Here is a 20226-nt window from a genome sequence, read left to right as displayed (position 1 = left end):
GTTCCTAGGAGATGGGAACCGCCTCTATGAGCGCGACCAGGCCGTCGGCGTCGAGCAGGTTCACCGGGCGGACGGTCTGGTTCATCCGGACATAGTGAAAGGCCGCCCCCACCCGCTCCAGCGGCACCCCCGCCAGGTGCGACCAGGCCAGCCGGTAGGCGGCCAGCTGCACCGAGGCGGCGCGGGCGGCCTTGCCGCGCGGCGGCGCGCCGGTCTTCCAGTCGACCACCTCGTAGCGGCCGTCGGGCAGCTCGAAGACCGCGTCCATCCGGCCACGCACCAGCCGATCGGCGATCATGGTCTCGAACGGCACCTCCAGGTCGAGCGGCCGGCGTCCGGCCCATTCGCTCTCCTCGAAGCGTTCCTGCAGCTCCGCCAGCCGTACGTCGGCCTCTTCCGGCTCGTCCACCAGGTCCAGGTCGAAGTCGTCGAGCAGGCGCTGCTGGTCCCAGCGCGTCTCCAGCCACTTGTGGAACGACGTGCCGCGGCGGGCCAGCGGCGCGGGCTTGACCGGGACCGGACGGCGGATCCTGCGAGCCAGCTCACGGGCGTCCTCCGCCAGCGTGACCAGCGACGACACGGTCAGTTTCGAGGGCAGCTCGACGGTGGTGGAGCCGCGCCGCCAGTGCAGCTCGCGCTCGCGCAGGAGCAGGTCGGTGTCGCGCTCCCAGGCGCGGACGCGTTCCTCTTCGAAGGCGCGCAGCGGCTCGTCCTCGGCGGGGGCGAGCGTGCCCGTCAGCGCGTCCTCGACCAGCCGAGCGCCGTCCAGCACCGACTCGTAGCGCAGGCCCTCCGGCGTGACCGGCCACACGGCCTCGGCGGGCTCGGCCAGCAGCGGGTTGGTCGTGCCGGCGGCGAGCTCCGGCGCCCAGAACGCGACCCGGTCGCTGGTGTCGCGGATCTCCAGCAGGAAGTCCGACGGCTCCAGCGGCTTGGAGGCGCTCCCCCAGCGGTAACCGGAGGCGATCAGGTGGTAGTGGGCCCGGGTGACGGCCACATAGGCCAGCCGCCGCTCCTCCATCAGGTCGCGGTCACGGCAGCCCTCGTCGAACGCGGCCAGCTCCTCCTTGGTGAGCCCGGTCAGGCGCGGCAGGTCGGCGACGTCGCCGCGGAGCGGGAAGGGCAGTTTGCGCGGGTTGTCGGTCCAGCGGCTGTTCATGACCGGCGTCGCGGGGAACATGCTGCCGGTCGCGATCGTGCCCTTCGAACTGACCAGCTGCGACAGTCCGGGCACGACCACGATCGGCCACTCCAGGCCCTTGGAGGCGTGCACGGTCATCAGCTTGACGCTGTTGCTCTCGCCGACCCGCCCGGCCTCCAGCCCGAACTCCTCGCTCTCGGCCGCCTGCAGGTAGGCCAGGAACGCGCCGAGCGTCGGATCCTCCGCGTCCCCGGCGAACCTGGCGGCCGCGTCCTGGAAGGCGTCGAGGTCGGCCCTGGCGGCGAAGGCGCTGACCGTGCCGCCTCGGGCCGCCACCTCGATGTCGAGGCCCAGCCGCCGCTCCACCTCCGTGATCAGGTCGGGGAGCGGCTGGGCGGTGTGCGCCCTGAGCTGCCGCAACTCCTGGGCCAGCGCGACGAGCCTGGTCCTGGCCAGCGGCGAGAACGCCTCCAGCCACGCCTCCCTGTCGGGCAGCTCGTCGAGCGCGTCGACCAGGCTGCCGCGCTCCTCCGCCAGGTCGGCGACCACCTGCTCCAGAGGATCCTGCTCGCGGCGCGTCTCGCGGGCCTCGCGGGTCAGCTCCCTCGCGTACTCGCCCAGCACCCGCATGTCGGCGGGACCGACCCGCCAGCGCGGTCCGGCCAGCAGCCGGGCCAGGGCGTCACCGGCGGTCGGGTCGTAGAGGACCCTGAGTGTGGCGACGATGTCGTTGACCTCGGGCACGGTCAGCAACCCGCCGAGACCGACCACTTCGACCGGGATGTCGCGCTCTTCGAGCGCTCTGCGCAGCGCGGGGAACTGCGACCGCTTACGGGCGAGGATCGCCACATCCTGGGGTTGTACGGCGAGCGTCTTCTTGCGTTCCTTCTCACCCCAGGGCAGGCCGTCGGGCGCGACCTCCTGGCCGAGGATCTTGTGGATGCCGTCGGCGATCCACTTCGCCTCGTCCTCCGCGCTCTCGTGGAAGGCGCAGGTGACGCGCCCCCGGTCGACGCGGTTGGCGCCGGGGACGAGGACCGGCACCTCGCGGGCCTCCATGCGCAGCGGCAGCTGGACGCGGGCGGCGACGTCGAGGACCCGGTCGCCGTTGCGGAAGCTGACGCTGAGCTGGCGTACCGGGGCCAGGTCGCCGGTGCTCGTCCTGAAGTCCTGGGCGAAGCGCCGCAGGTTGCCCGCCGAGGCGCCGCGCCAGCCGTAGATGGACTGGCAGGGGTCGCCCACCGCGGTGACCGGGTGGCCGTTGCCGTACAGGGATCGGAGCAGGACGAGCTGGGCGTGGCTGGTGTCCTGGTATTCGTCGAGCAGCACCACCGAGAAGCGGGACCGCTCGATCTCGCCCACCTCCCGGTGGCCGGCGGCGATCCTGGCGGCCAGCGACATCTGGTCGCCGTAGTCGATGACCTCCCGGCCGCGCTTGAGCCGCTCGTACGCCTCGACCAGGGGCAGGAGCTGCCTCCGCGCGGCCTGGACGTTGATCGGCTTGCGCTGGGCCACGGTCGTCCGGCCGGTCAGCGCGGCGTACCTCTCATCGAGCCAGTCGCCGATCCGCCGCACGTCGGAGGAGGTGCGCAGGTGCTCGGACAGCTCGCCGGCCAGCTCCAGGACGGCGGCCGTGACGGACGGCGGGCCGAGCTCGATCTTGTCCATCGGCCCGTCGTACATCGCCACCACCCTGGACGCCAGCTGCCACGAGACAGCGGGCGTGACCAGGCGCATGGTGGGTTCGAGGGCCTCGCGCAGGGCGTGGTCGGTGACCAGGCGGGCGGCGTAGGCGTGGTAGGTGGAGACGGTCGGCTCGTTGTCGAGCAGCCCCGGCTCGACCAGACCGGCCTCGGCCAGGCCGTTGAGCCGTTCTCTGACGCGGGTGGCCAGCTCGGCGGCGGCCTTGCGGGTGAAGGTCAGGCCGAGCACGTTCTCGGGCTTGACCAGGCCGTTGGCCACCAGCCAGACCACGCGCCCGGCCATGGTCTCGCTCTTGCCCGAGCCCGCTCCGGCCATGACGACCATGGGTTCGAGCGGGGCCTCGATGACGCGGGACTGTTCGGGGGTGGGGGGCAGGATGCCGAGCTTCTCGGCCAGCTCGACCGGGTTCAGCACACCTGTCCCCCGTTGTCGTTGACGGGGCAGCTGGACCTGGCCGCGCAGGTGCGGCAGCCGTCGTTCACCTTGGCCTGGAAGAAGGGGCCCGACATGCCGATCGCCACGGTGTCGACCAGGTCCTTGGCCCAGCCGGGGTTCTTGTCGTCGGCCAGCGCGCCCTGCGTCTGCTCCAAGGCGTCGTTCTTGCCCGCCGCCTTGCCGACCTGGACCAGCGCGGCGCCGCCCGGCTCGGTCATGCCGTGCCGGGCGAACGCGCCGAGGAGCGCGGCGAGCTGGTAGACGCCGAGCTGCGGATGACGGTCGAGCTCGCCCGCCTTGGGCTTCGCGCTGCCGGTCTTGAGGTCGATGATCACCGCGCGGTTCTCCGCGTCGCGTTCGACGCGGTCCACCCGGCCCTTGATCTGTACGCCGTCGGAGACCGTGGCGGTGAACGCCTCTTCGAGGGCGACCAGCTCGCGTGGGTTGTCCTGGTGCCAGCGCCAGAACTTGGTGATCATCTGCTCGGCCACCTGGCGCTGCTTGCGGTTGAACCAGACACCGCCGAAGTCCAGCTCGTTCCAGATCTCGTCCAGGCGCTTGCCGAGCAGGTCCTCGCTGGGCAGGTCGGTGGCGGCGAGCACGGCCAGCGCGTGGATGACGGTGCCGAGGCCCTGGGCCGAGCTGGTGCCGGCGGCGCCGACGGCCGTCTCCAGCAGCCATCTCAGGCCGCACTTGGTGAAGCTCTCGACCGCCGAGGGCGAGATCCTGACGATGTCGTCGGGCCAGCTCAGGGGGCGGTCGTCGGTCATGGAGGTGAGGGCGTACCAGTCGTTGGGGTGTGCGCCCTGGACTCCGGCCGCGGCCAGGCGGGCGAGCTGGATGGCGGCCTTGTGCCGGATTTTTGCCGATTTAGTGGGATCGGTTACTGCGCTGCGGAGGTCCGCCACGAGCGCGGACATGTTCAGCCACCGCGCCCGGTCGTCCACCGTGGCGGCCTCGACGGCGCCCGGCATGAGCTCGCTGAGGAACCTCGACGGCCGCTCGTCGGTGTCCTCCCCGCCGACGGCCGTGACGACCAGCCTGCGGCGGGCGCGGGTGACGGCCACGTAGAACAGCCGCCGCTCCTCGGCCAGCAGCTTGGAGGCCAGCGACGCGGCGTTGGGCTTGCCACCCTCGACCAGATCGACGAGATCCTCCACGCCCAGTATCGTGCCGCGCAGCCGCAGATCGGGCCAGACGCCCTCCTGCACACCCGCGACCACCACCACGTCCCACTCCAGGCCCTTGGACCGGTGGGCGGTCAGCACCCGGACGGCGTCACCGTCGGGCGCCCGCTCGGCCAGCGTGTCACCCGGGATCTCCTGGGAGGCCAGATCGTCCAGGAACACCTCGGGGCCCGCCTTGGGCATCCTGTCCACGAACCTGGCGGCGTGGTCGAACAGGGCGACCACGGCGTCGAGATCCCGGTCGGCCTGCGCCCCTCTGGCGCCGCCCGACAGGCTGAGCTCGGTCCACCGCTCGGCCAGGCCGCTCTCGTGCCAGACGGCCCACAGCACCTCCTCGGCGCCGGCGTGGTCGCGCACGGCCTGACGTGCGGCGGCGAGCAGCTTGGCGACACGTTCGGCGGGCAGGGCCACGTGGGGCTCGATCCGGGTCAGCTCTCGCGCGTCCTTCACGGCCGCGACCAGCAGCTCTCCGGAGGTACGCGCTTGCGTGACCCCTTTCGCGGGCTCGCTCTCGGAGTCGGCAACCGTTGCCTCGCTCTCGGGCTCGGCGGCCAGTGCCTCGTTTTCGGCGATCTTCAATGCCCGCCGCAGCCGCCGTACACCGATCATGTCGGTGCCGCCGAGGGGCCCGGTCAGCAGTTCCTCGGCCACCCCCTCGTCGAGCTCGCCCGCGTCGAGGGCGATCCTGAGCATCGTCAGCAGCGGGCGTACCCCGGGCTCCTGCGCGATCGGCACCTCGTCACCGGCCACCATCGTCGGCACGCCCGCGCTGACCAGCGCGCGCCGCAGCAACGGCACCTGACGGGCCGCCGACCGCACGAGCACCGCCATCCGATGCCACGGCACGCCGTCGATCAGGTGGGCCCGCCGCAGCGTGTCGGCGACGACGGCCGCCTCCTGGCTGGTGCTGTCGGCCAGCAGCACGCGTACGTCGCCGCCCTCCATCTCGGGCAGCGACAGCAACTCACGATGCCCGTGGGAACGTCCGGCGGGTACGACATCCGGCATCGGCGCCGCGGGCAGCCGGTCGGCCACCCGCCTGGACGCCGCCAGCAGCTCGGCCCCGCTCCGGCGGCACATCCGCAGGGCCACCACCGGCGCGTCCCGCCCGTCACGGGCCGGAAACCGCTGCGGGAACCCCAGGATCCCCCGCACATCGGCCCCCCGGAACCCGTAGATCGACTGGTCCGGATCGCCCACCGCGATCAGGTCACGCCCGTCACCGGCCAGCTGCCGCAGCAGGAACTCCTGCGCCGGGTCGGTGTCCTGATATTCGTCCACGAAGACCACATCGTGCGCCGCCCGCTCCCTCCGGCGCACCTCCGGGTCGGCGAGCACGCCCGCCGCCGCCCTGATCAACTCGGCGTAGTCGAGCGACGGTTCGGGATCGAGGTCGAACCGCACTTCGTACCGCTCAAGGAACCGACCGGCCGCCACCCAGTCCGGCTTGCCGTACTGCCTGCCGAGTTCCTTCAGCCGTGGACCGCCGAGCCCGCGCTCGCCCGCGCGCGACAGGAAGTCGCGCAACTCCTCCGCGAACCCGCGCGTCTTGAGCGGCTCGCGCAACGCGACCGGCCAATCGCGCGCGCCGTCCTCCAGCTCGCCGTGCAGCAGCCGCCGGATCTCCAGCAGTTGCTCGGGCCCGGTGAGCAGCCGCGGCGGCGCCTCACCCGCCAGCACCGCCTCCCGCCGCAGCAGCGCGTAGGCGTAGCTGTGGAAGGTGAGCGCCAGGGGCGTCCTGGTCGTGCGGCGCAACCGCCCGGTGACCCGTTCCCGCAGCTCACCGGCCGCCTTGCGGCTGTACGTCAGGATGAGGACGCGTTCGGGGTCCACCCCGCGCCGCTCGATCCGGTCGACCACGCTCTCGACGATCGTCGTGGTCTTGCCGGTGCCGGGACCGGCGAGCACGAGCAACGGCCCGCTCCGGTGCTGAACCACGGCACGCTGGTGCTCATCGAGCACAGGGGCCGCAACAGGTCCCCCGCTCCCACGTCGCACCAACCGCCAGGTCTGAGCACTCACAACACTAGATTCCACCAGACCACAGGGGTAGATCGTGCCGAGTTGACCTCTCTACCGCGCGATCGGCCAACGCTACCGGCGGAAATGTCACCGCACCCACCGACACGCCGAGCCGGGCCCGATGCCCACTTTCGCGACATATCTTGACTTGACCCTGATGCGATATATCGTGACTTGAATCACCAGCAGCGCCTGGCAGAGGGGAACGACACGTCATGACCAGAACCGACAAGGGCTACAAGGGCGTCGGCATGGAAGGCACGATCGCCCGCTGGTACGCGAAGAACACCGGCAAGGACCGGTCGAGGTTCACGGAGCAGGCCCAATTGGCGCTGGAACACGCCCCGGCGAGCGGCGACGTCCTGGAGGTGGCCCCCGGCCCCGGCTACCTCGCCATCAAACTGGCCAGAACCGGCGACTACCAGGTCACCGGCCTCGACGTCAGCACCTCCTTCGTCCAGATCGCCCGCCAGAAGGCCGCCGAGGCAGGCGTCCAGGTCGACTTCCGCCACGGAAACGCCTCGGCCATGCCCTTCGACGACGAGAGCTTCGACTTCATCGTCTGCTGCGCCGCCTTCAAGAACTTCTCCGACCCGGTCGGCGCCTTACGCGAGATGCACCGCGTCCTACGCCCCGGCGGCTCGGCCTACATCAACGACCTACGCCGCGACGTCTCCAAGAAGGCGGTCGACGAGGACGTCGCCCGCATGGGCGTCGGCCCGGTCAACGCCGCCATCATCCGCTACGCGCTCCGCTCGGTCCTTCCCAGGCGGGCGTACGACAAGAAGCAGTTCGCGGCCATCATCGCCCACACGAGCTTCCGGACGTTCAACATCAAGGAGACACCGATGTCTCTCCTTGTCGACCTGCGCAAGTAACCCCGCCCGGGCGAGATACGAGGCATCGATCCGGCCGTGTGCGATAATGGCACAATGATGGAGGAGCAAGGGTGGCGCGAGGTCGGCAGGCGCGTGGCGGACGCCCGCAAGACGCGCGGGCTCAGTCAAGACGAGCTCGCCGGGCAACTGGGCCTGGAGCGCACGGCCGTAACCAAGATCGAGACCGGCCGCAGGCACATCAACTCCCTTGAGCTCGTGCGGCTCGCCGAGGTCCTCGACCGCCCTTTGCATTGGTTCGTCGCCACTCCTCCGGCTGCGATCATCAGCCGTCGCGCGGCCACCGCCGATCAACGCTGCGACCCGAACAGCGATTATGCGATCGAAGACATCGCCTACGACTTGTCCGTTCTCGTCGGCGCCAGAGCGCTCGGACCGAACCCGGCCAAGGGCGCGTTGAGCTCGGTCGGACCAGGTAGCGAGGATTGGGTTGTCGAGGCGGTCGCGACCGAGGCCAGACGGCTACTGGGAGCGGACGCGGGCTCACCCTTGTACGATCTCGCCGACCTCGTGGAAGGCGTCGGCCTGTTCTGTTATTCGCTTTCCCTGGGCAAGGCCGCCGCCGATGGCGCCTACGCCGAAGTGGACGGCCTCGGGGTAGCGGTGATCAACGGCGATCTCGAAGCCGGAAGAAGGCGCTCCACTCTCGCCCACGAACTCGGCCACCATCTCTTCGGAGACGCCTACTCCGCCGGCTGGGGCACAGACACCAGCGCCATCGAGAAGGCAATCGACTGCTTCGCCGTCAACCTGCTGTTTCCCCGCAAGGGCGTCACTCAGCAATGGCGATCCCTCCGGGAGGCACACGACCTACGGTCGGCGGCCATCATCATCAGCGCGCATTATCGAATCAGCTGGACGGCGGCGCTACGGCAGCTCAAGACCTTTGAGCTGATCTCGAAGGACGACTACAGGGCCCTCGATTCGCGCTCACCGACACGCGCAGATTATCTGGAGTGCAATCTGCGCATCACCGAGGAGCTCGAGCCGCCCTATGTCGCAACGGGGATATCCGCGGCGGCCATTCGCGCATATCGCAGCCACAAGCTGTCGGCCGAACGGGTCATCGAGATGCTGCGTGGTCAGATCGAAATCGATGACCTGCCGGCCCGCGACGAGATTCCCCTGGACGCGCTCCGAGGTGAGCTGCGTTGAGCAACGAGCAACTGGTCATCGACAGCTCACCTCTGAACTACTTCGCCCGCTCGAACCAGCTGCCCCTTCTGGGAAAGCTGCTGCCGGCCTCACGTGCCTGATCGTGCGCGCTGTGGAAGAAGAGCTGCTGAACGGCGGATCAAAGCACGCGCAGCTTTACCAGGTGTCCATGCAGCCATGGCTGACCACGGTGGACGCGACCACGCTCGACTACCTCAGCCTGTTCTCCGAATATCACGGCCGTCTTGGGCGCGGATCGCGCAACATCGGCGAAGCGGCCACGCTGGCATACGCGGAGCTGCACAACGCCACAGCGATGATCGACGATCGGGCCGGCCGTCGGCATGGCCTGGAAAGAGGCGTGTAACCGGCACGCTTGAGATCCTTTGTACGGGAGTTCGCGAGGGTGTAGTAGAGGAACAGGAGGTGGTCGCGGTGGTCGACCTGCTCCGCGATCATGAAGCCTTCCTTCCCTGCGATGGCGTCGGCTTCTTCGCGTGGGCACGCGCCGAAGGACTCCTGAACTGATCCGCCCCTTCAGGAGGAGGGGCGCCGCCAAAGTGGTCTTCTGCTTTCCTCGGGGAGTGGGCGTGTCACAGCGGTCCACTCGTTTCATAGATTGTGACCTCGGCCCTGTCTCGCCCGAAGTGCTCATGAAGAAGGTCCCGTGATCGACGTCCGCAAGCTCCGCCCGCCTGACAGAGCGGCTTGGGAGAGCCTGTTCCGCGCCTACATCGACTTCTACCAGCGAGTCGAGCCGGACCTGATGTACGACAGGGCATGGGAGGAATTCCAGGCGGACACGCGTCTACACGCCCTCGGTGCGACACTGGATGGCAGGCTCATAGGGATCACACATTTCCTCACCCATCCGAGCACCTCGGCACCGGATACTGACGTCTGCTATTTGCAGGACCTGTTCACGGCTGAGGATGTGCGTGGGCTGGGTGTGGGCCGTACGTTGATCGAGAGCGTGGTCGACTGGGCCCGGGATCGTGGTTGTGATCGCGTCTACTGGAACACCCATGAGTCGAACACCACCGCCCGGCGCCTTTACGACAAGGTGGCCGTGAACCGGGGCTTCATCAGATATCAGATCGATCTGCCGCGATAAGGATCGATCGATCCTGGGTTCTCGACGCCCATGCCGAAAGCGCCGTGAGTTCCGCGGGTATTCGGCTTCCGCAGCCGGTCGCGTCGCGTGACGGGCACTGGAATCTACAGGGCCGGGACAGCCTGCGCGATATTCCAGTGGCCCCGGCCCTCTCGTGGCTACCCGCCCCTTATGTCCGCTCTCCACCCCCTCATATTCAGCCAAAGGGGCGGCGAAGCGTTTGAAAGGGACGCCCGAGCGGAGCGAGGACCCCCACGGGGTCGGCGCGGGCGCCGACTGGAGAGGCGTCTGAGCCCATTGCGCGAAGCGCCCGCGGTGAAGCCCTTTTGCGAGCAGACGGCCACCCGCCCAGATGGGTGGGTGGCCGATCGGCTAGGAGAAGAGGTGGTCCACGACTCGGGCGGTGGCCTTGCCGTCGTCCCTGGGGGCGAAGGTGGCGCGGAAGGCGTCGTAGCGGTCCGCGTGGGCCGCGGCCACCGAGTCGATCGAGCGTAGTGCGTCGATCACCTCCGCCGACGTCGACAGCACCGGCCCTGGCGCCTGCTCCGGAAGGTCGATGTAGAGACCGCGCTTCGACGAGTATTTCGCCAGGTCGTACCCGTAGAAGACGATCGGGCGGCCGGTGGCCGCGAAGTCGAACATGACCGAGGAGTAGTCCGTGACCAGAACGTCCGTCACGAGCAACAAATCCGCCATGTCGGGATAAGTCGTGACGTCGTGGGCGATGTCGGGGACGGCGGGCATGGCTTGCATGGGGTGGGCTCTGACCAGGAGTTCGTGGTCCGCGCCCAGTGCTTCGCGGGCCTTCGCCAGGTCGAACTTCACCATCGCGTTCTTGCGGTCATAGTCCCGCCACGTCGGCGCGTACAGCACCACGCGCTTGCCCTCGACCAAACCCAGCCGCTCCCGCACCGCGGCGGCCAGCGAGTCGCGGTCCGGCGAGGTGAGCACGTCGTTGCGAGGCAGCCCGCTCTCCAGGATCTCCCCCTGGTAGCCGAACGCGCGCCGCAGCACCGGCGTGGCCCAGGGCGACTGCGACAGCAGCACGTCCCAGCCGCGCACCTCGGCCGCCTGCCGGTGCCAGATCGGCGGGCGGGGGTCGCGGGTCATGTGCGGCTGGTCGTTGCCGATGCGCTTGGCCGGCGTGCCGTTCCAGGTCTGCAGGACGACCTGGTCCTCGCGCGAGCGGAACCAAACCGGCAGGAACGCATTTGTCACGATAAATCGGGACCGGGCTAGCGCAGCGTGGTGCTCACGGCTGCCGGCACGTACCGAGGTCGTGCCCGGAGGCGGCGTGAACGCGCCGTCCTTGACGATCCAGATGTGCTCGCGGTCATCACCCCGCCGCACCCGCTCCTCGTAGATGGCCCGGACGCTGTCGGCGTAGAGGCGGCCGTCGTTGACCACGTAGACGGTCGCGTCGGTCAGCGGCTCGGTGCGCTGCGCCGGATAGAAGACCCGCCGCAGCACGTGGGTGCCCGCGACGCCCTTCTCGTCGGCCGGCCGCTCCTCTTCCACGGCCACCACCGGCACGTCGAAGCGCGTCGAGAGCATCCGGAAGGATCGCCCCTCGGACGCGCGCGGCGCCTCGTCGAGGCCCGGCAGCGCCGCGTGGTCCATGCGGACGGGGACGATCTCCCCGGACGGGTGCCGGAGCGACATGTTCCAGTTGCCGGACGACAGCGGCACCACCTCGCCGAAACGGTCCATCGACGCGGGCTCGACACGTACGGAGAACTGATCGCCCGTACGCTCCATCGGCACGTGGTAGGACAGCCCCGACCGGTGGCGCAGCGTCAGCGCGCGCGGCCCGGCCGCGTCGGGGTAGTCGCCACGCAGCACCAGCGTGAGCCCCTCCCACACCGCCGAGGTGATCACCGGGCGGATGCGGTGGGCGGAGACGAGCACGCGGTCGCGCCGGTCGCCCAGCACGGTGATCTCGCGGTCTCCGGAAGGCGTCCTGGTCTCCACCAGGTCGGCGAGCATGACGGACGCGGCGGGATCGCCCTTCGGCTCGACCCAGAGCCGCCGCCCGTCCTTCTCCTGCAACAGGGCGGACACGGCCTGGCTGACCAGCACCTCGGTGCCGTTGGCCACCGGCGTGAACTCGGCGGCCATGCGGTGGCCGCCCAGCCGGGCATGGCCCTTGGTCACCGTACGGCCGGCCAGGAAGATCTTCAGCTCCAGGCGATCGCCCTCGACGGAGACCCCGGCGAGCTCGGCGCGGTTGGGCTGGAGCACGACCTGCAGCGCCCGGTCGGAGGTCCACACCGGCCTGGCCCACCAGCCCGACCGCAGCTTGAGCCCGGCGGGACGCTCGGTGCGGCCAGGTGACGCGCCGCGCAGCAGGCCCGTCGCCCGCGCGCCGCGGCTGTAGAAGACGATCTCGGCCCGCCACGTCGTGGTGTCGTGGACGGCGGGCCGGTGGCGCATCCGCCTGCGTACGGCGTGCACGAGGCCGCGCACGGCGCCGCGCCAGCGCAGGGACCACGGGCTGAGGTCGGCGGTGAATCCGGACCAGTCGTAGTTGCAACCGGGCTCGCGCGCGCCGTGCGTGGCCTCGGGGGCCAGCACCCGGCGCGTGCGCAGGCGCACCGGAGGCAGCCAGCGCGGCCCGCGCAGCACCACGGTCGCCCAGTTGAACCGGCGGCTGCGTACGGACAGGCCCGCCAGGTAGGCGAAGCCGGTGACGCGCAGCTTGCCGTTGACCCACGCGATGTCGTCGATGTGGGTCACGGGCACCAGGTCGGCGCGCCGCAGCCGGTAGAGATCGGCGGGCAGCTCGTCACGGAAGGGCAGGTCGGCGTACCAGCGCAGACCCGCGCGGATCCGCTTGGACGGCTCGGCCGCCGCCGCCACGACCTTGGTGAGCGTGTCGCCGTCGACGAGCTCGTCGTCCGGGCGATGCTCGATGAGGTGGCAGATCAGGCGTCGCGCGGCCGGCAGGTCGCGCTTGACGCCCGCGTCCACGGCCGCCAGGTAGGGGCGCAGCAAGGTGATGAGCTCGCGCCTGCGCGCCGCGCCGCGTTTGACCGCCAGGTCCATCCGCGCGCCCAGCGGCCCGCTGAGCGCCTCGGTGTCGAACGCCGAGTCGCGACCGCCCGGTCCGACGGCCCGCATGACCGCGTCGAGCGGCTCACCCCGGTCGCAGAGATCCTGGACAGCCTTCAGGCGATCGGCGATCGGATCGCCGCCCTGACTCAGGGCTGTGACGCCGGTTGCCATCGGTAAGGCACCGCCTTTCGAACCGCCATCACTGGTTCTAGCCATCGTAAGGGGAGTCACGTGCGGCGGATTCGCCCAACGAGCGAATCCGCTGGTCAAGCTCGTTTCTGAGAATCGGCTGAACGACCGTCCCAGCGGGCCCGGCGCATGTCGACACGCTCGCCGCGAAGCGCCGTGCCCTCTTCGCGCCAGTGCTCCAGACAGCGTCGCACGTGGTCAGGGGCCGCGCCGGTGCCGTCGGAGTGCACCACGCGCCACCACGGCACGCCGCCGCCCCAGGTCGACATGACCTGCCCGACCTGACGGGGCCCGCCCTCGCCGAGATATTCGGCGATGTCGCCGTAGGACATCACCATGCCCGGCGGGATGGACTCCACCACCTCGAGGACCCGTTCGGCGAACGGGTTCATGGAGTCCATGCGTCGGGCCCCGCCTCGATCATCTCGTGGAACTTGCCGATCTCGACCACTGAACCACCGGCCACCAGTTCCACGATGCCGTCGCGCAGCGTGTAGCTCTCGCCGTCTTCGCCGACGAGCCTGGCGCCGAGGGCGGCCGCCAGCAGGACGAGCTGCGCCACTTGCCAGTCGGAGCCCGGCTCGCCGATCACCTGATCGCGCCAGTGCCCCACGACGTGCGTGTCACCGGCGTGTCCGGTGACGATCTCGTCCGGCCCGCGCAGTCCGAAACCGGCCGGCGCGATCGCCTTCGCGAGCTCGGAAAACGCCAGGGGCGCCTCACGAACCACGCGCAGCTCGTATCCCATGACGCGCGACCATAGCGGATCTTTACTCGCTACGCTGATTGAGCACGATGATGGCCCCGCAGAACATCACCAGCGCCAGCAGCACGCCTCCTCCGTAGAGCCACAGCCGCCACGGATCGGGCCCCGGGCGCGACGGCCCGGGCGAGTCCTCGCCGACGCCGAAGTGCCGGTCGTCGGGCACGGCGACCTCGCGCCGCTCCCCGGCCAGCCGTTCGGCCGCGTTGAGCGCGGCACCGGCGTCGACCACCCCGAACCCGGTCTTGTCGTCATAACCGGCGGCGGGCCGTCCCCGGGCGCTCGCGGCCAGGGCCTGCGCGACCTGCTCGGGCGCCATGGCGGGGTAGCGCGACTTGACCAGCGCGGCCACCCCGGCCACGAGCGCGCTGGCCGAACTGGTGCCCTCCGACAGCTCGTAGCCGCCCTTGCGCTTGGCGACGGGCACGCCCACCCCCGGCGCGGAGACGAGGACGGACAGGTTGTCGCTGCTGAACGTCGCGCCCTTGCCCTGCTTGTCGACGGCCGCCACGCCGATGACGCCCGAATAGCCCGCGGGGAAGCTCCAGAACGAGGTGCCGTTGTCCTTGGCGTACTTGGTCTGGCCATCGTTGCCGACGGCGGCGACCAGCACGACACCCTTGCCGAGCGCGTAGGAGACGGCCTCGCGCTCGGACTTGAGCGGCCCGTAGGAGCCGATCGACATGCTGATGACCTTGGCGTCGTGGTTGGCGGCGTAGCGGATGGCGCGGGCCAGCGGGCTCTCCAGCGCGCTCTGCTCCTCCTGCTGGGGGTCGATGGTGCCGGCGCCGGGATCCTCGTCGACGGCCAGGGCCAGGGAGAGGATGCCCGACTCGGGTGCCACGCCGATCAACCCGTCGTCGGCCCCGGACCCGGCGATGAGGGCGGCCATCGCGGTGCCGTGCTTGCCGGGCTTGGCCTGGCGCTGGACGGTGGCCTCGGTCATGTCGGGACCGGCGGTCACGCGGCCGCGCAGCTCCTTGAGCCGGCCGTCGACGCCGCTGTCGACCACGGCCACGGTGACGCCCTTGCCCTTGGTGACCGTCCACGCCTGCTCGACGTTGAGCGCGTCGAGCACCCACTGCTGCTGGTCCCTGACGGGTGCGGCCGCCGGGGCGTGCAGCATGACCAGGGCGGCGGTCAGCGCGCGTAGGGCGGTCAGCACACGTTCCCCTGAGTGCAGGGCGGAACCTTCGGCGGGTCCGCCAGGAAGTAGGCGATCTGGTTGCCGATCGACTTGGCCGCCGGCCACAGCTCACTGTGGAGCATCTCCTCGGGCGGAATGGCCGCCCGGGTCCTGCCGTCGGCATAGCCCGCCGTCGAGAACACGATGTACGGTCCGGCGCCCACCCAGCCCGTACGCTGGCGCTGGTCCGCCCCGAACCGCTCGGTCACCGTGCCGGGGAAGGCCACGGGCAGCACGCCGACCCGGTCGTCCTGGGTGAGCTGCTCCGTCGCCGAGAGCCTGGAGTCCTCGTCCTTCAGTACGGCCACGCCGACCGTGAAGACGAACATGGCCGTCTGGTCCACGTAGGTGGCGCGGAGCAGGGTCAGGCATCCGTGGTCGTCGAGGACGCCCGCCACGGACGGGTCGACGCCCTTGCCGCACTCGGTCTCGGGTGCGATGCCCACGCGCCGGGCGTACTGCTGGGCCTTGTCGAGCCCGGCGTACTTGACCTCGTCGGGGAAGACGTCCGTGGCGGGCCACGCCTGCCAGCGCCTGGCGATCTCCTCTTGTTTGTACTGGTTCTGCTCGGCGGCGGTCAGCGGGCGGGACCGGGTCTCCTCGAGCAGCCCGATCGTGCCGAGGAGCACGAGGACGGCCGACGCGACCACGATGGTGCCGACCAGCGTCACGAACAGGCGGCGGAAGCGCACACCCTGCTGGAGCACGGCCTGCTCCAGCCGCTCCTTGCCCGCCGCCCTGCCGCGGCCGGTGGCCGCCGGCCAGGAGCGCACGCGAGAACGACGGCCGGCTGGAGCACCGAGCGGGTTTCTTCGTCCCGATGTGGCTCCCCCGGCGCGCGGCAACCCTGAGGTGGACCTACGTGCCTTCACCACCGCCTCGTTCCCAGGCTCGGTTCGTGTCTATTTCGTCCCCCTTAGCAGGCGGATCATGCGTCTTGCCCGCTCTGAGCGCGACGCATGCGCCTGACCAGGGCGAATATCGCCCACACGGAGGAGAGCGCGCCGAGGGCGGCCGCCAAGGCGATCGCCCCATAGACCTTTACGCGCGCTTGGTCCCTGCTGACGACCTCGATCCGGCCCGCCGATCCGCCGGCGAGCGGCCGGGCGGGGTCCTGCGCCTGCGCCCCCACGGCCGTCTCGGTGTGCTTGGCGAGCCGGGCCGCCTCGGCGAGCGCCTTGGCGGCGTTGACCACGCCGAAGCCGGTGCCGGTGTCGTAGCCGCCAGGTGGCCGGTCGGTCGCGCTCGCCGTCATGGCCTGCGCGACCAGCGGCGGCGACATCGCCGGATATTTGGCTTTAATGAGGGCGGCCACGCCGGACACCAGCGCGGTGGCCTGGGAGGTGCCCCTGCCGACCCAGTACTCGTCGTCGGGGCCCGCGCCCATGATGTCGACGCCGGGCGCGGCCACCAGCACCGATGAGTTCCAGTTGGAGAACGTCGCCCGCCGCAGCCGCCGGTCCGTCGCGCCCACGGAGACGACACCGGGAAAAGCGGCCGGATAGGAAAAGGGGGCGAATCCCGTCTCATCGGGCTTGCCCGCGCCGTCATTGCCCGCGGCGGCCACCAGCACGACGCCCTTGGAGATCGCGTAACGCACGGCCGCCCGCTCCTCCTCGGTCGCCAGATCCTTGGAGATCGACATGTTGATCACGCGCGCCCCCCGATCGACCGCGTAGCGAATGCCCCTGGCCACCACGTTCTCGAAGCGCACGGCGGTGTTGAACTCCCTGAACCCCGGCTCCTCGTCTTCCAGTATCACCCGGACCGACAGCAGCCGCGCCTTCGGAGCCACGCCGATCACGCCGAGCCTGCCCCCGCGTCCGTGGCCATGCCCGGCGATCAGCGAGGCCATGTACGTGCCGTGCAGGCGACGCGGTGGCACGTCCGGCGGGTTGGCGCCCTCGGTGAAGTCCTTGCCGACGGTCACGGAGCCGTCCAGGTCGCGGTGGCCGGGATCGACGCCCGAGTCGAGCACGGCCACGGTGACGCCCGCGCCCTTGCTGATCCGCCACGCCTTCTTCAGCTCCAGCGTGCTGATCACCGGCTGCTGACCGCCGCGCACATCATCTGCCAGCGCGGGCGCGGCGTTGAAGAGCCCCAGCGCGGGCCCGGCGCTCAAGAGCCCCAGCGCGGGCCCGGCGCTCAAGAGCCCGAGTGCGGGCCCGGCGCTGAAGAGGAGCGTCGCCGTGATGAGCGCGGCCGCGCGGGTCAGCACCGCCACTCCTGGGAGGCGCAGTCGGGCATCCGCGGCGTGCTCAGGTCGGCCAGGATTCGCTCGGAGATCTCGCCGGCGAAGGCGAAGATGGCCGGCCGCTGCTCACCGACCGCGCGTGCCGGCCGGCCGTCGACCTGGCCGGCCGTGGTCAGCACGAGGTACGGGCCGGCCTGGCGTACCGAGCCGGCCTGACGTACGGCAGGGGTGAAACGGTCGGAGACCGTGTCCCGGAAGGCCACGGGCCGCAGGCCGGGCACGGGAGCGCCGGCGACGGAGAAGGCGGACTTGGCGCGTACGGCCTGGGGCTCGTCGGGCAGGGCCACGACGCCGACGGTGACGAGCACGCCCCGCAGGGCGTCGATGTAGGTCGCGCGCAGCACTCCCAGGCAGCCCGCCTTGCGCAGGGCCTTGGCGGCTTTGGCGTCGACGGAGTCGGCGCAGGTGATGGCCGGTGAGATGCCGATCCGGCTGGCGCGTTCGCGGCCGCCCTGCTCGGCGGAGTAGGGCAGGCTGGCGGGGAAGACACGCCCGCTCGCCCAGGTGCGCCACCGCTCGGCGACCTCGCGCCTGGCCGCCGAGTGGAGTTCGGCCGCGCTCGGGCCGCGTGACAGCTCCGCGCCCGCCGCACTGGCCGAGACTCCGGCGGCGACCGCGCAGACCATCGTCAGCACGGAGGCCGCCACGAGAGCGGGCCAGGGGCGAGCGTCGTCCACGGCATCGACCTTAATGCGGGCGACCGGGCGCCATCCGCAGAAACCAGACCCCAGTGGACGGAGTCAAGAAATGGGTATCAGTAGGAGGGCAGGCTGGGGTCGACGGTCGCGACCCAGCTGAGCACCCCGCCGCCGACGTGCACCGCGTCGGAGAACCCGGCGTTCTTGACGATCGCCAGCGCCTCCGCCGAGCGCGCGCCCGACTTGCAGTGCAGCACGATGCGCTTGTCCTGCGGCAGCTTCTCCAGGGCCGAGCCGTTGAGGAACTCGCCCTTGGGGATCAGCGTGGCGCCGGGGATGGAGACGATCTCGTACTCGTTGATCTCGCGGACGTCGACGAGGAAGATGTCGTCGCCGTTGTCCTGCATGGCCTTGAGCTCGCGGGCGGTGATCGTGGAGCCCGTCGCGGCCTCGGCGGCCTCGTCGGAGATCGCGCCGCAGAACGCCTCGTAGTCGTCGAGCAGCTGGGTGACCGTCGGGTTCTTGCCGCACAGCACGCACTCGGGGTCCTTGCGGACCTTGACGTCGCGGTACTTCATCTCCAGGGCGTCATAGATCATCAACCGCCCGACCAGCGGGTCGCCGATGCCGGTGAGCAGCTTGATCGCCTCGTTGACCTGAATGGAGCCGATCGAGGCGCACAGCACGCCCAGCACGCCGCCCTCGGCGCACGAGGGCACCATGCCGGGAGGCGGGGGCTCGGGGTAGAGGCAGCGGTAGCAGGGGCCGTGCTCGGCCCAGAACACGCTGGCCTGGCCGTCGAAGCGGTAGATCGAGCCCCAGACGTACGGCTTGCCGAGCAGCACCGCGGCGTCGTTCACCATGTAGCGCGTGGCGAAGTTGTCGGTGCCGTCGACGATGAGGTCGTAGCCGGAGAAGATCTCCATCACGTTGTCGTTGGTCAGCGCCGTGTTGTGGACGACGACATCGACCAGCGGGTTGATCTCGCGGACCGTGGCCGCGGCGCTCTCTGCCTTCGGCCGGCCCACGTCGGACTGGCCATGGATGATCTGGCGCTGCAGGTTGGACTCGTCGACGATGTCGAAGTCGATGACCCCCAGCGTGCCCACGCCCGCCGCCGCGAGATACATCAGCGCGGGCGAACCCAGGCCTCCGGCGCCCACACAGAGCACCTTGGCGTTCTTCAGCCGCTTCTGCCCGGCCATCCCCACGTCGGGAATGATCAGGTGGCGCGAGTAACGGCGCACTTCGTCGACGGTCAGCTCGGCGGCCGGCTCGACCAGCGGTGGCAACGACACTTTCTACGCTCCCGTTCGAGGGGGACCTATCCCATCCACCTGTGAAACCTAGTTGGCGAGTGGGGCATTCCCCAAGCGTGTCTCACCGATCAGACGGCGGGCCTCCGCGGCGACCACGCGGGGGGTCTCCATCATCGCCACGTGCCCGGCACGCGGCAGGAGTACCAGTCTGACCTGCCGGAACGTACGGGCGGCCTTGGCGGCCATGGCGGGGCGCACCAGGCGGTCGTGCCTGCCGTGGATGATCAGGGTGGGCGCCTCGATCAGGGCGGCCTGGCGCCACAGGTTCGCCTCGCCGCGGCGGAAGTACTCGGCCACGATGCCCCGGGCCGAGCCGATCATCGCGGCGGCGGCGTAGGCCAGCCCGTCACGCCTGCGCTGCTCCTCGATCGCGTCGCGGAGCCGTAGCGGATGGACCGCGGCGACGTCGGCCCAGACCATGGCGAAGGAGGACTTGATCCGCTGCTCGGCGGGGATCAGCCGGAGCTTGCCCGCCACCCACTCGCCCAGCCGGGGCAGCGACGCGGCGGCCACGCGTATCGGGCCGTACCTGGGCAGCAGGTCGGGCAGCGCCGGCGAGATGAGGACGAGCGAGCGCACCAGGTCGGGCCGGGTGGCGGCCACCCTGACGGCGACCGCGCCGCCCATCGAGTTGCCGAACAGGTGGGCCGGACCGGTCTCCTCCAGCAGGCCGATCACCGCGCGGGCGTGCGCGGCGATGGTGTAGTCGCCGTCCGCGGGTTCGGGCGAGAACCCCGCGCCGGGCAGGTCGATGGCGTAGCCGGTGACGAGGTCTTTCAGCTCGTCCATCAGGTCGGTCCAATTGGTGGCCGCGCCGGCCAGGCCGTGCACGAAGACCGCCTTATCGGGGGCGGTATCGGGGGTCTCCCGTACGTACACCGACCCGAACATCCGTCCTGGCCAGTGCGGGATCGGTGCTTCTGCCATGCGTCCTCCTCGCTGTCATCCAACGATAGCCGCCGTCGCCTCTATCCTACATTTCGGATAAATGCTCCTTTATTGGTATTTATCGGTACGCGATTCGCGGCGTTTGGTCGGATTTCTCGGTGGCGCCGGGCTTCCGGCATCACCGCCGCGAGCCGGGACGAGGGCGACCGTATCGCGGACCGCCCACCCCCATAAAGCGGACAAATCATTTCATTTCATTTCATAAATGCTTAATGAGAGCA

General features: G+C 70.3%; 15 protein-coding genes. 4 read left to right on the top strand and 11 right to left on the bottom strand.

From position 1 onward, the window contains the following. Positions 1–4: 4 nt before the first annotated feature. A complete protein-coding gene (locus tag AB0H88_RS34745; protein ID WP_357652029.1) occupies positions 5–3259 on the bottom strand; it encodes an ATP-dependent DNA helicase in 3255 nt (1084 codons plus the stop codon). Beyond that, positions 3253–6489 (bottom strand): ATP-dependent DNA helicase, encoded by a 3237-nt coding sequence (locus AB0H88_RS34740; RefSeq protein WP_357652028.1) that lies wholly within the window; start codon positions 6487–6489, stop codon positions 3253–3255. Before AB0H88_RS34740 ends, AB0H88_RS34745 begins: the two co-directional genes overlap by 7 nt. Positions 6490–6704: 215 nt before the next feature. On the opposite strand from AB0H88_RS34740, the gene AB0H88_RS34735 reads away from it, so the two are divergent. The 4 genes from AB0H88_RS34735 (at position 6705) to AB0H88_RS34720 (ending at position 9654) form a co-directional block, all read left to right on the top strand. Continuing rightward, complete coding sequence (locus AB0H88_RS34735; RefSeq protein ID WP_357652026.1) at positions 6705–7367, top strand: methyltransferase domain-containing protein; 663 nt, start codon at positions 6705–6707, stop codon at positions 7365–7367. Between the two features lie 54 nt (positions 7368–7421). Beyond that, on the top strand, positions 7422–8540 hold the full coding sequence (locus AB0H88_RS34730) for an XRE family transcriptional regulator (protein WP_357652024.1): 1119 nt from the start codon (positions 7422–7424) through the stop codon (positions 8538–8540). Between the two features lie 112 nt (positions 8541–8652). Further along, on the top strand, positions 8653–8907 hold the full coding sequence (locus tag AB0H88_RS34725; protein ID WP_357652022.1) for a hypothetical protein: 255 nt from the start codon (positions 8653–8655) through the stop codon (positions 8905–8907). 300 nt (positions 8908–9207) lie between these two features. Next, positions 9208–9654 carry a GNAT family N-acetyltransferase gene (locus AB0H88_RS34720; RefSeq protein ID WP_357652020.1) on the top strand — a complete coding sequence of 149 codons (447 nt, stop codon included), beginning with the start codon at positions 9208–9210 and terminating at the stop codon, positions 9652–9654. 372 nt (positions 9655–10026) lie between these two features. On the opposite strand, the gene AB0H88_RS34715 is transcribed toward AB0H88_RS34720, so the two are convergent. From AB0H88_RS34715 to AB0H88_RS34675, 9 genes are all read right to left on the bottom strand, one after another. Continuing rightward, positions 10027–12879 carry a CDP-glycerol glycerophosphotransferase family protein gene (locus AB0H88_RS34715; RefSeq protein WP_357652018.1) on the bottom strand — a complete coding sequence of 951 codons (2853 nt, stop codon included), beginning with the start codon at positions 12877–12879 and terminating at the stop codon, positions 10027–10029. Between the two features lie 95 nt (positions 12880–12974). Then, positions 12975–13298 carry an MGMT family protein gene (locus tag AB0H88_RS34710; protein WP_357652016.1) on the bottom strand — a complete coding sequence of 108 codons (324 nt, stop codon included), beginning with the start codon at positions 13296–13298 and terminating at the stop codon, positions 12975–12977. Further along, a complete protein-coding gene (locus AB0H88_RS34705; protein ID WP_357652015.1) occupies positions 13286–13645 on the bottom strand; it encodes a hypothetical protein in 360 nt (119 codons plus the stop codon). Before AB0H88_RS34705 ends, AB0H88_RS34710 begins: the two co-directional genes overlap by 13 nt. Positions 13646–13667: 22 nt before the next feature. Beyond that, positions 13668–14825, bottom strand: a complete 1158-nt coding sequence (locus AB0H88_RS34700; protein WP_357652013.1) for a S8 family serine peptidase — start codon at positions 14823–14825, stop codon at positions 13668–13670. Then, positions 14819–15619 (bottom strand): hypothetical protein, encoded by an 801-nt coding sequence (locus tag AB0H88_RS34695; RefSeq protein WP_357652011.1) that lies wholly within the window; start codon positions 15617–15619, stop codon positions 14819–14821. The genes AB0H88_RS34700 and AB0H88_RS34695 overlap by 7 nt, the downstream gene beginning before the upstream one ends. 155 nt (positions 15620–15774) lie before the next feature. Beyond that, positions 15775–17064, bottom strand: coding sequence for a S8 family serine peptidase (locus tag AB0H88_RS34690; RefSeq protein ID WP_357652009.1), 1290 nt, complete (start codon positions 17062–17064; stop codon positions 15775–15777). Continuing rightward, on the bottom strand, positions 17058–17777 hold the full coding sequence (locus AB0H88_RS34685; protein ID WP_357652007.1) for a hypothetical protein: 720 nt from the start codon (positions 17775–17777) through the stop codon (positions 17058–17060). Before AB0H88_RS34685 ends, AB0H88_RS34690 begins: the two co-directional genes overlap by 7 nt. Positions 17778–17854: 77 nt before the next feature. Further along, a complete protein-coding gene (gene moeZ, locus AB0H88_RS34680; protein WP_357652006.1) occupies positions 17855–19036 on the bottom strand; it encodes an adenylyltransferase/sulfurtransferase MoeZ in 1182 nt (393 codons plus the stop codon). 48 nt (positions 19037–19084) lie between these two features. After that, positions 19085–19984, bottom strand: a complete 900-nt coding sequence (locus AB0H88_RS34675) for an alpha/beta hydrolase (RefSeq protein WP_357652004.1) — start codon at positions 19982–19984, stop codon at positions 19085–19087. Positions 19985–20226: the final 242 nt, after the last annotated feature.

Source organism: Nonomuraea sp. NPDC050680, assembly GCF_040654555.1.
In the GTDB taxonomy this organism is placed as follows: domain Bacteria; phylum Actinomycetota; class Actinomycetes; order Streptosporangiales; family Streptosporangiaceae; genus Nonomuraea.
This window is presented reverse-complemented; position numbering and strand designations above follow the sequence as displayed.

Bases quoted from the DNA above. Each gene is read 5' to 3' on its own strand.
- AB0H88_RS34710 (WP_357652016.1), bottom strand. From the start codon at position 13,298: ATGGACTCCATGAACCCGTTCGCCGAACGGGTCCTCGAGGTGGTGGAG.
- AB0H88_RS34735 (WP_357652026.1), top strand. From the start codon at position 6,705: ATGACCAGAACCGACAAGGGCTACAAGGGCGTCGGCATGGAAGGCACG.
- AB0H88_RS34715 (WP_357652018.1), bottom strand. From the start codon at position 12,879: ATGGCAACCGGCGTCACAGCCCTGAGTCAGGGCGGCGATCCGATCGCC.
- AB0H88_RS34675 (WP_357652004.1), bottom strand. From the start codon at position 19,984: ATGGCAGAAGCACCGATCCCGCACTGGCCAGGACGGATGTTCGGGTCG.
- AB0H88_RS34705 (WP_357652015.1), bottom strand. From the start codon at position 13,645: ATGGGATACGAGCTGCGCGTGGTTCGTGAGGCGCCCCTGGCGTTTTCC.
- AB0H88_RS34730 (WP_357652024.1), top strand. From the start codon at position 7,422: ATGATGGAGGAGCAAGGGTGGCGCGAGGTCGGCAGGCGCGTGGCGGAC.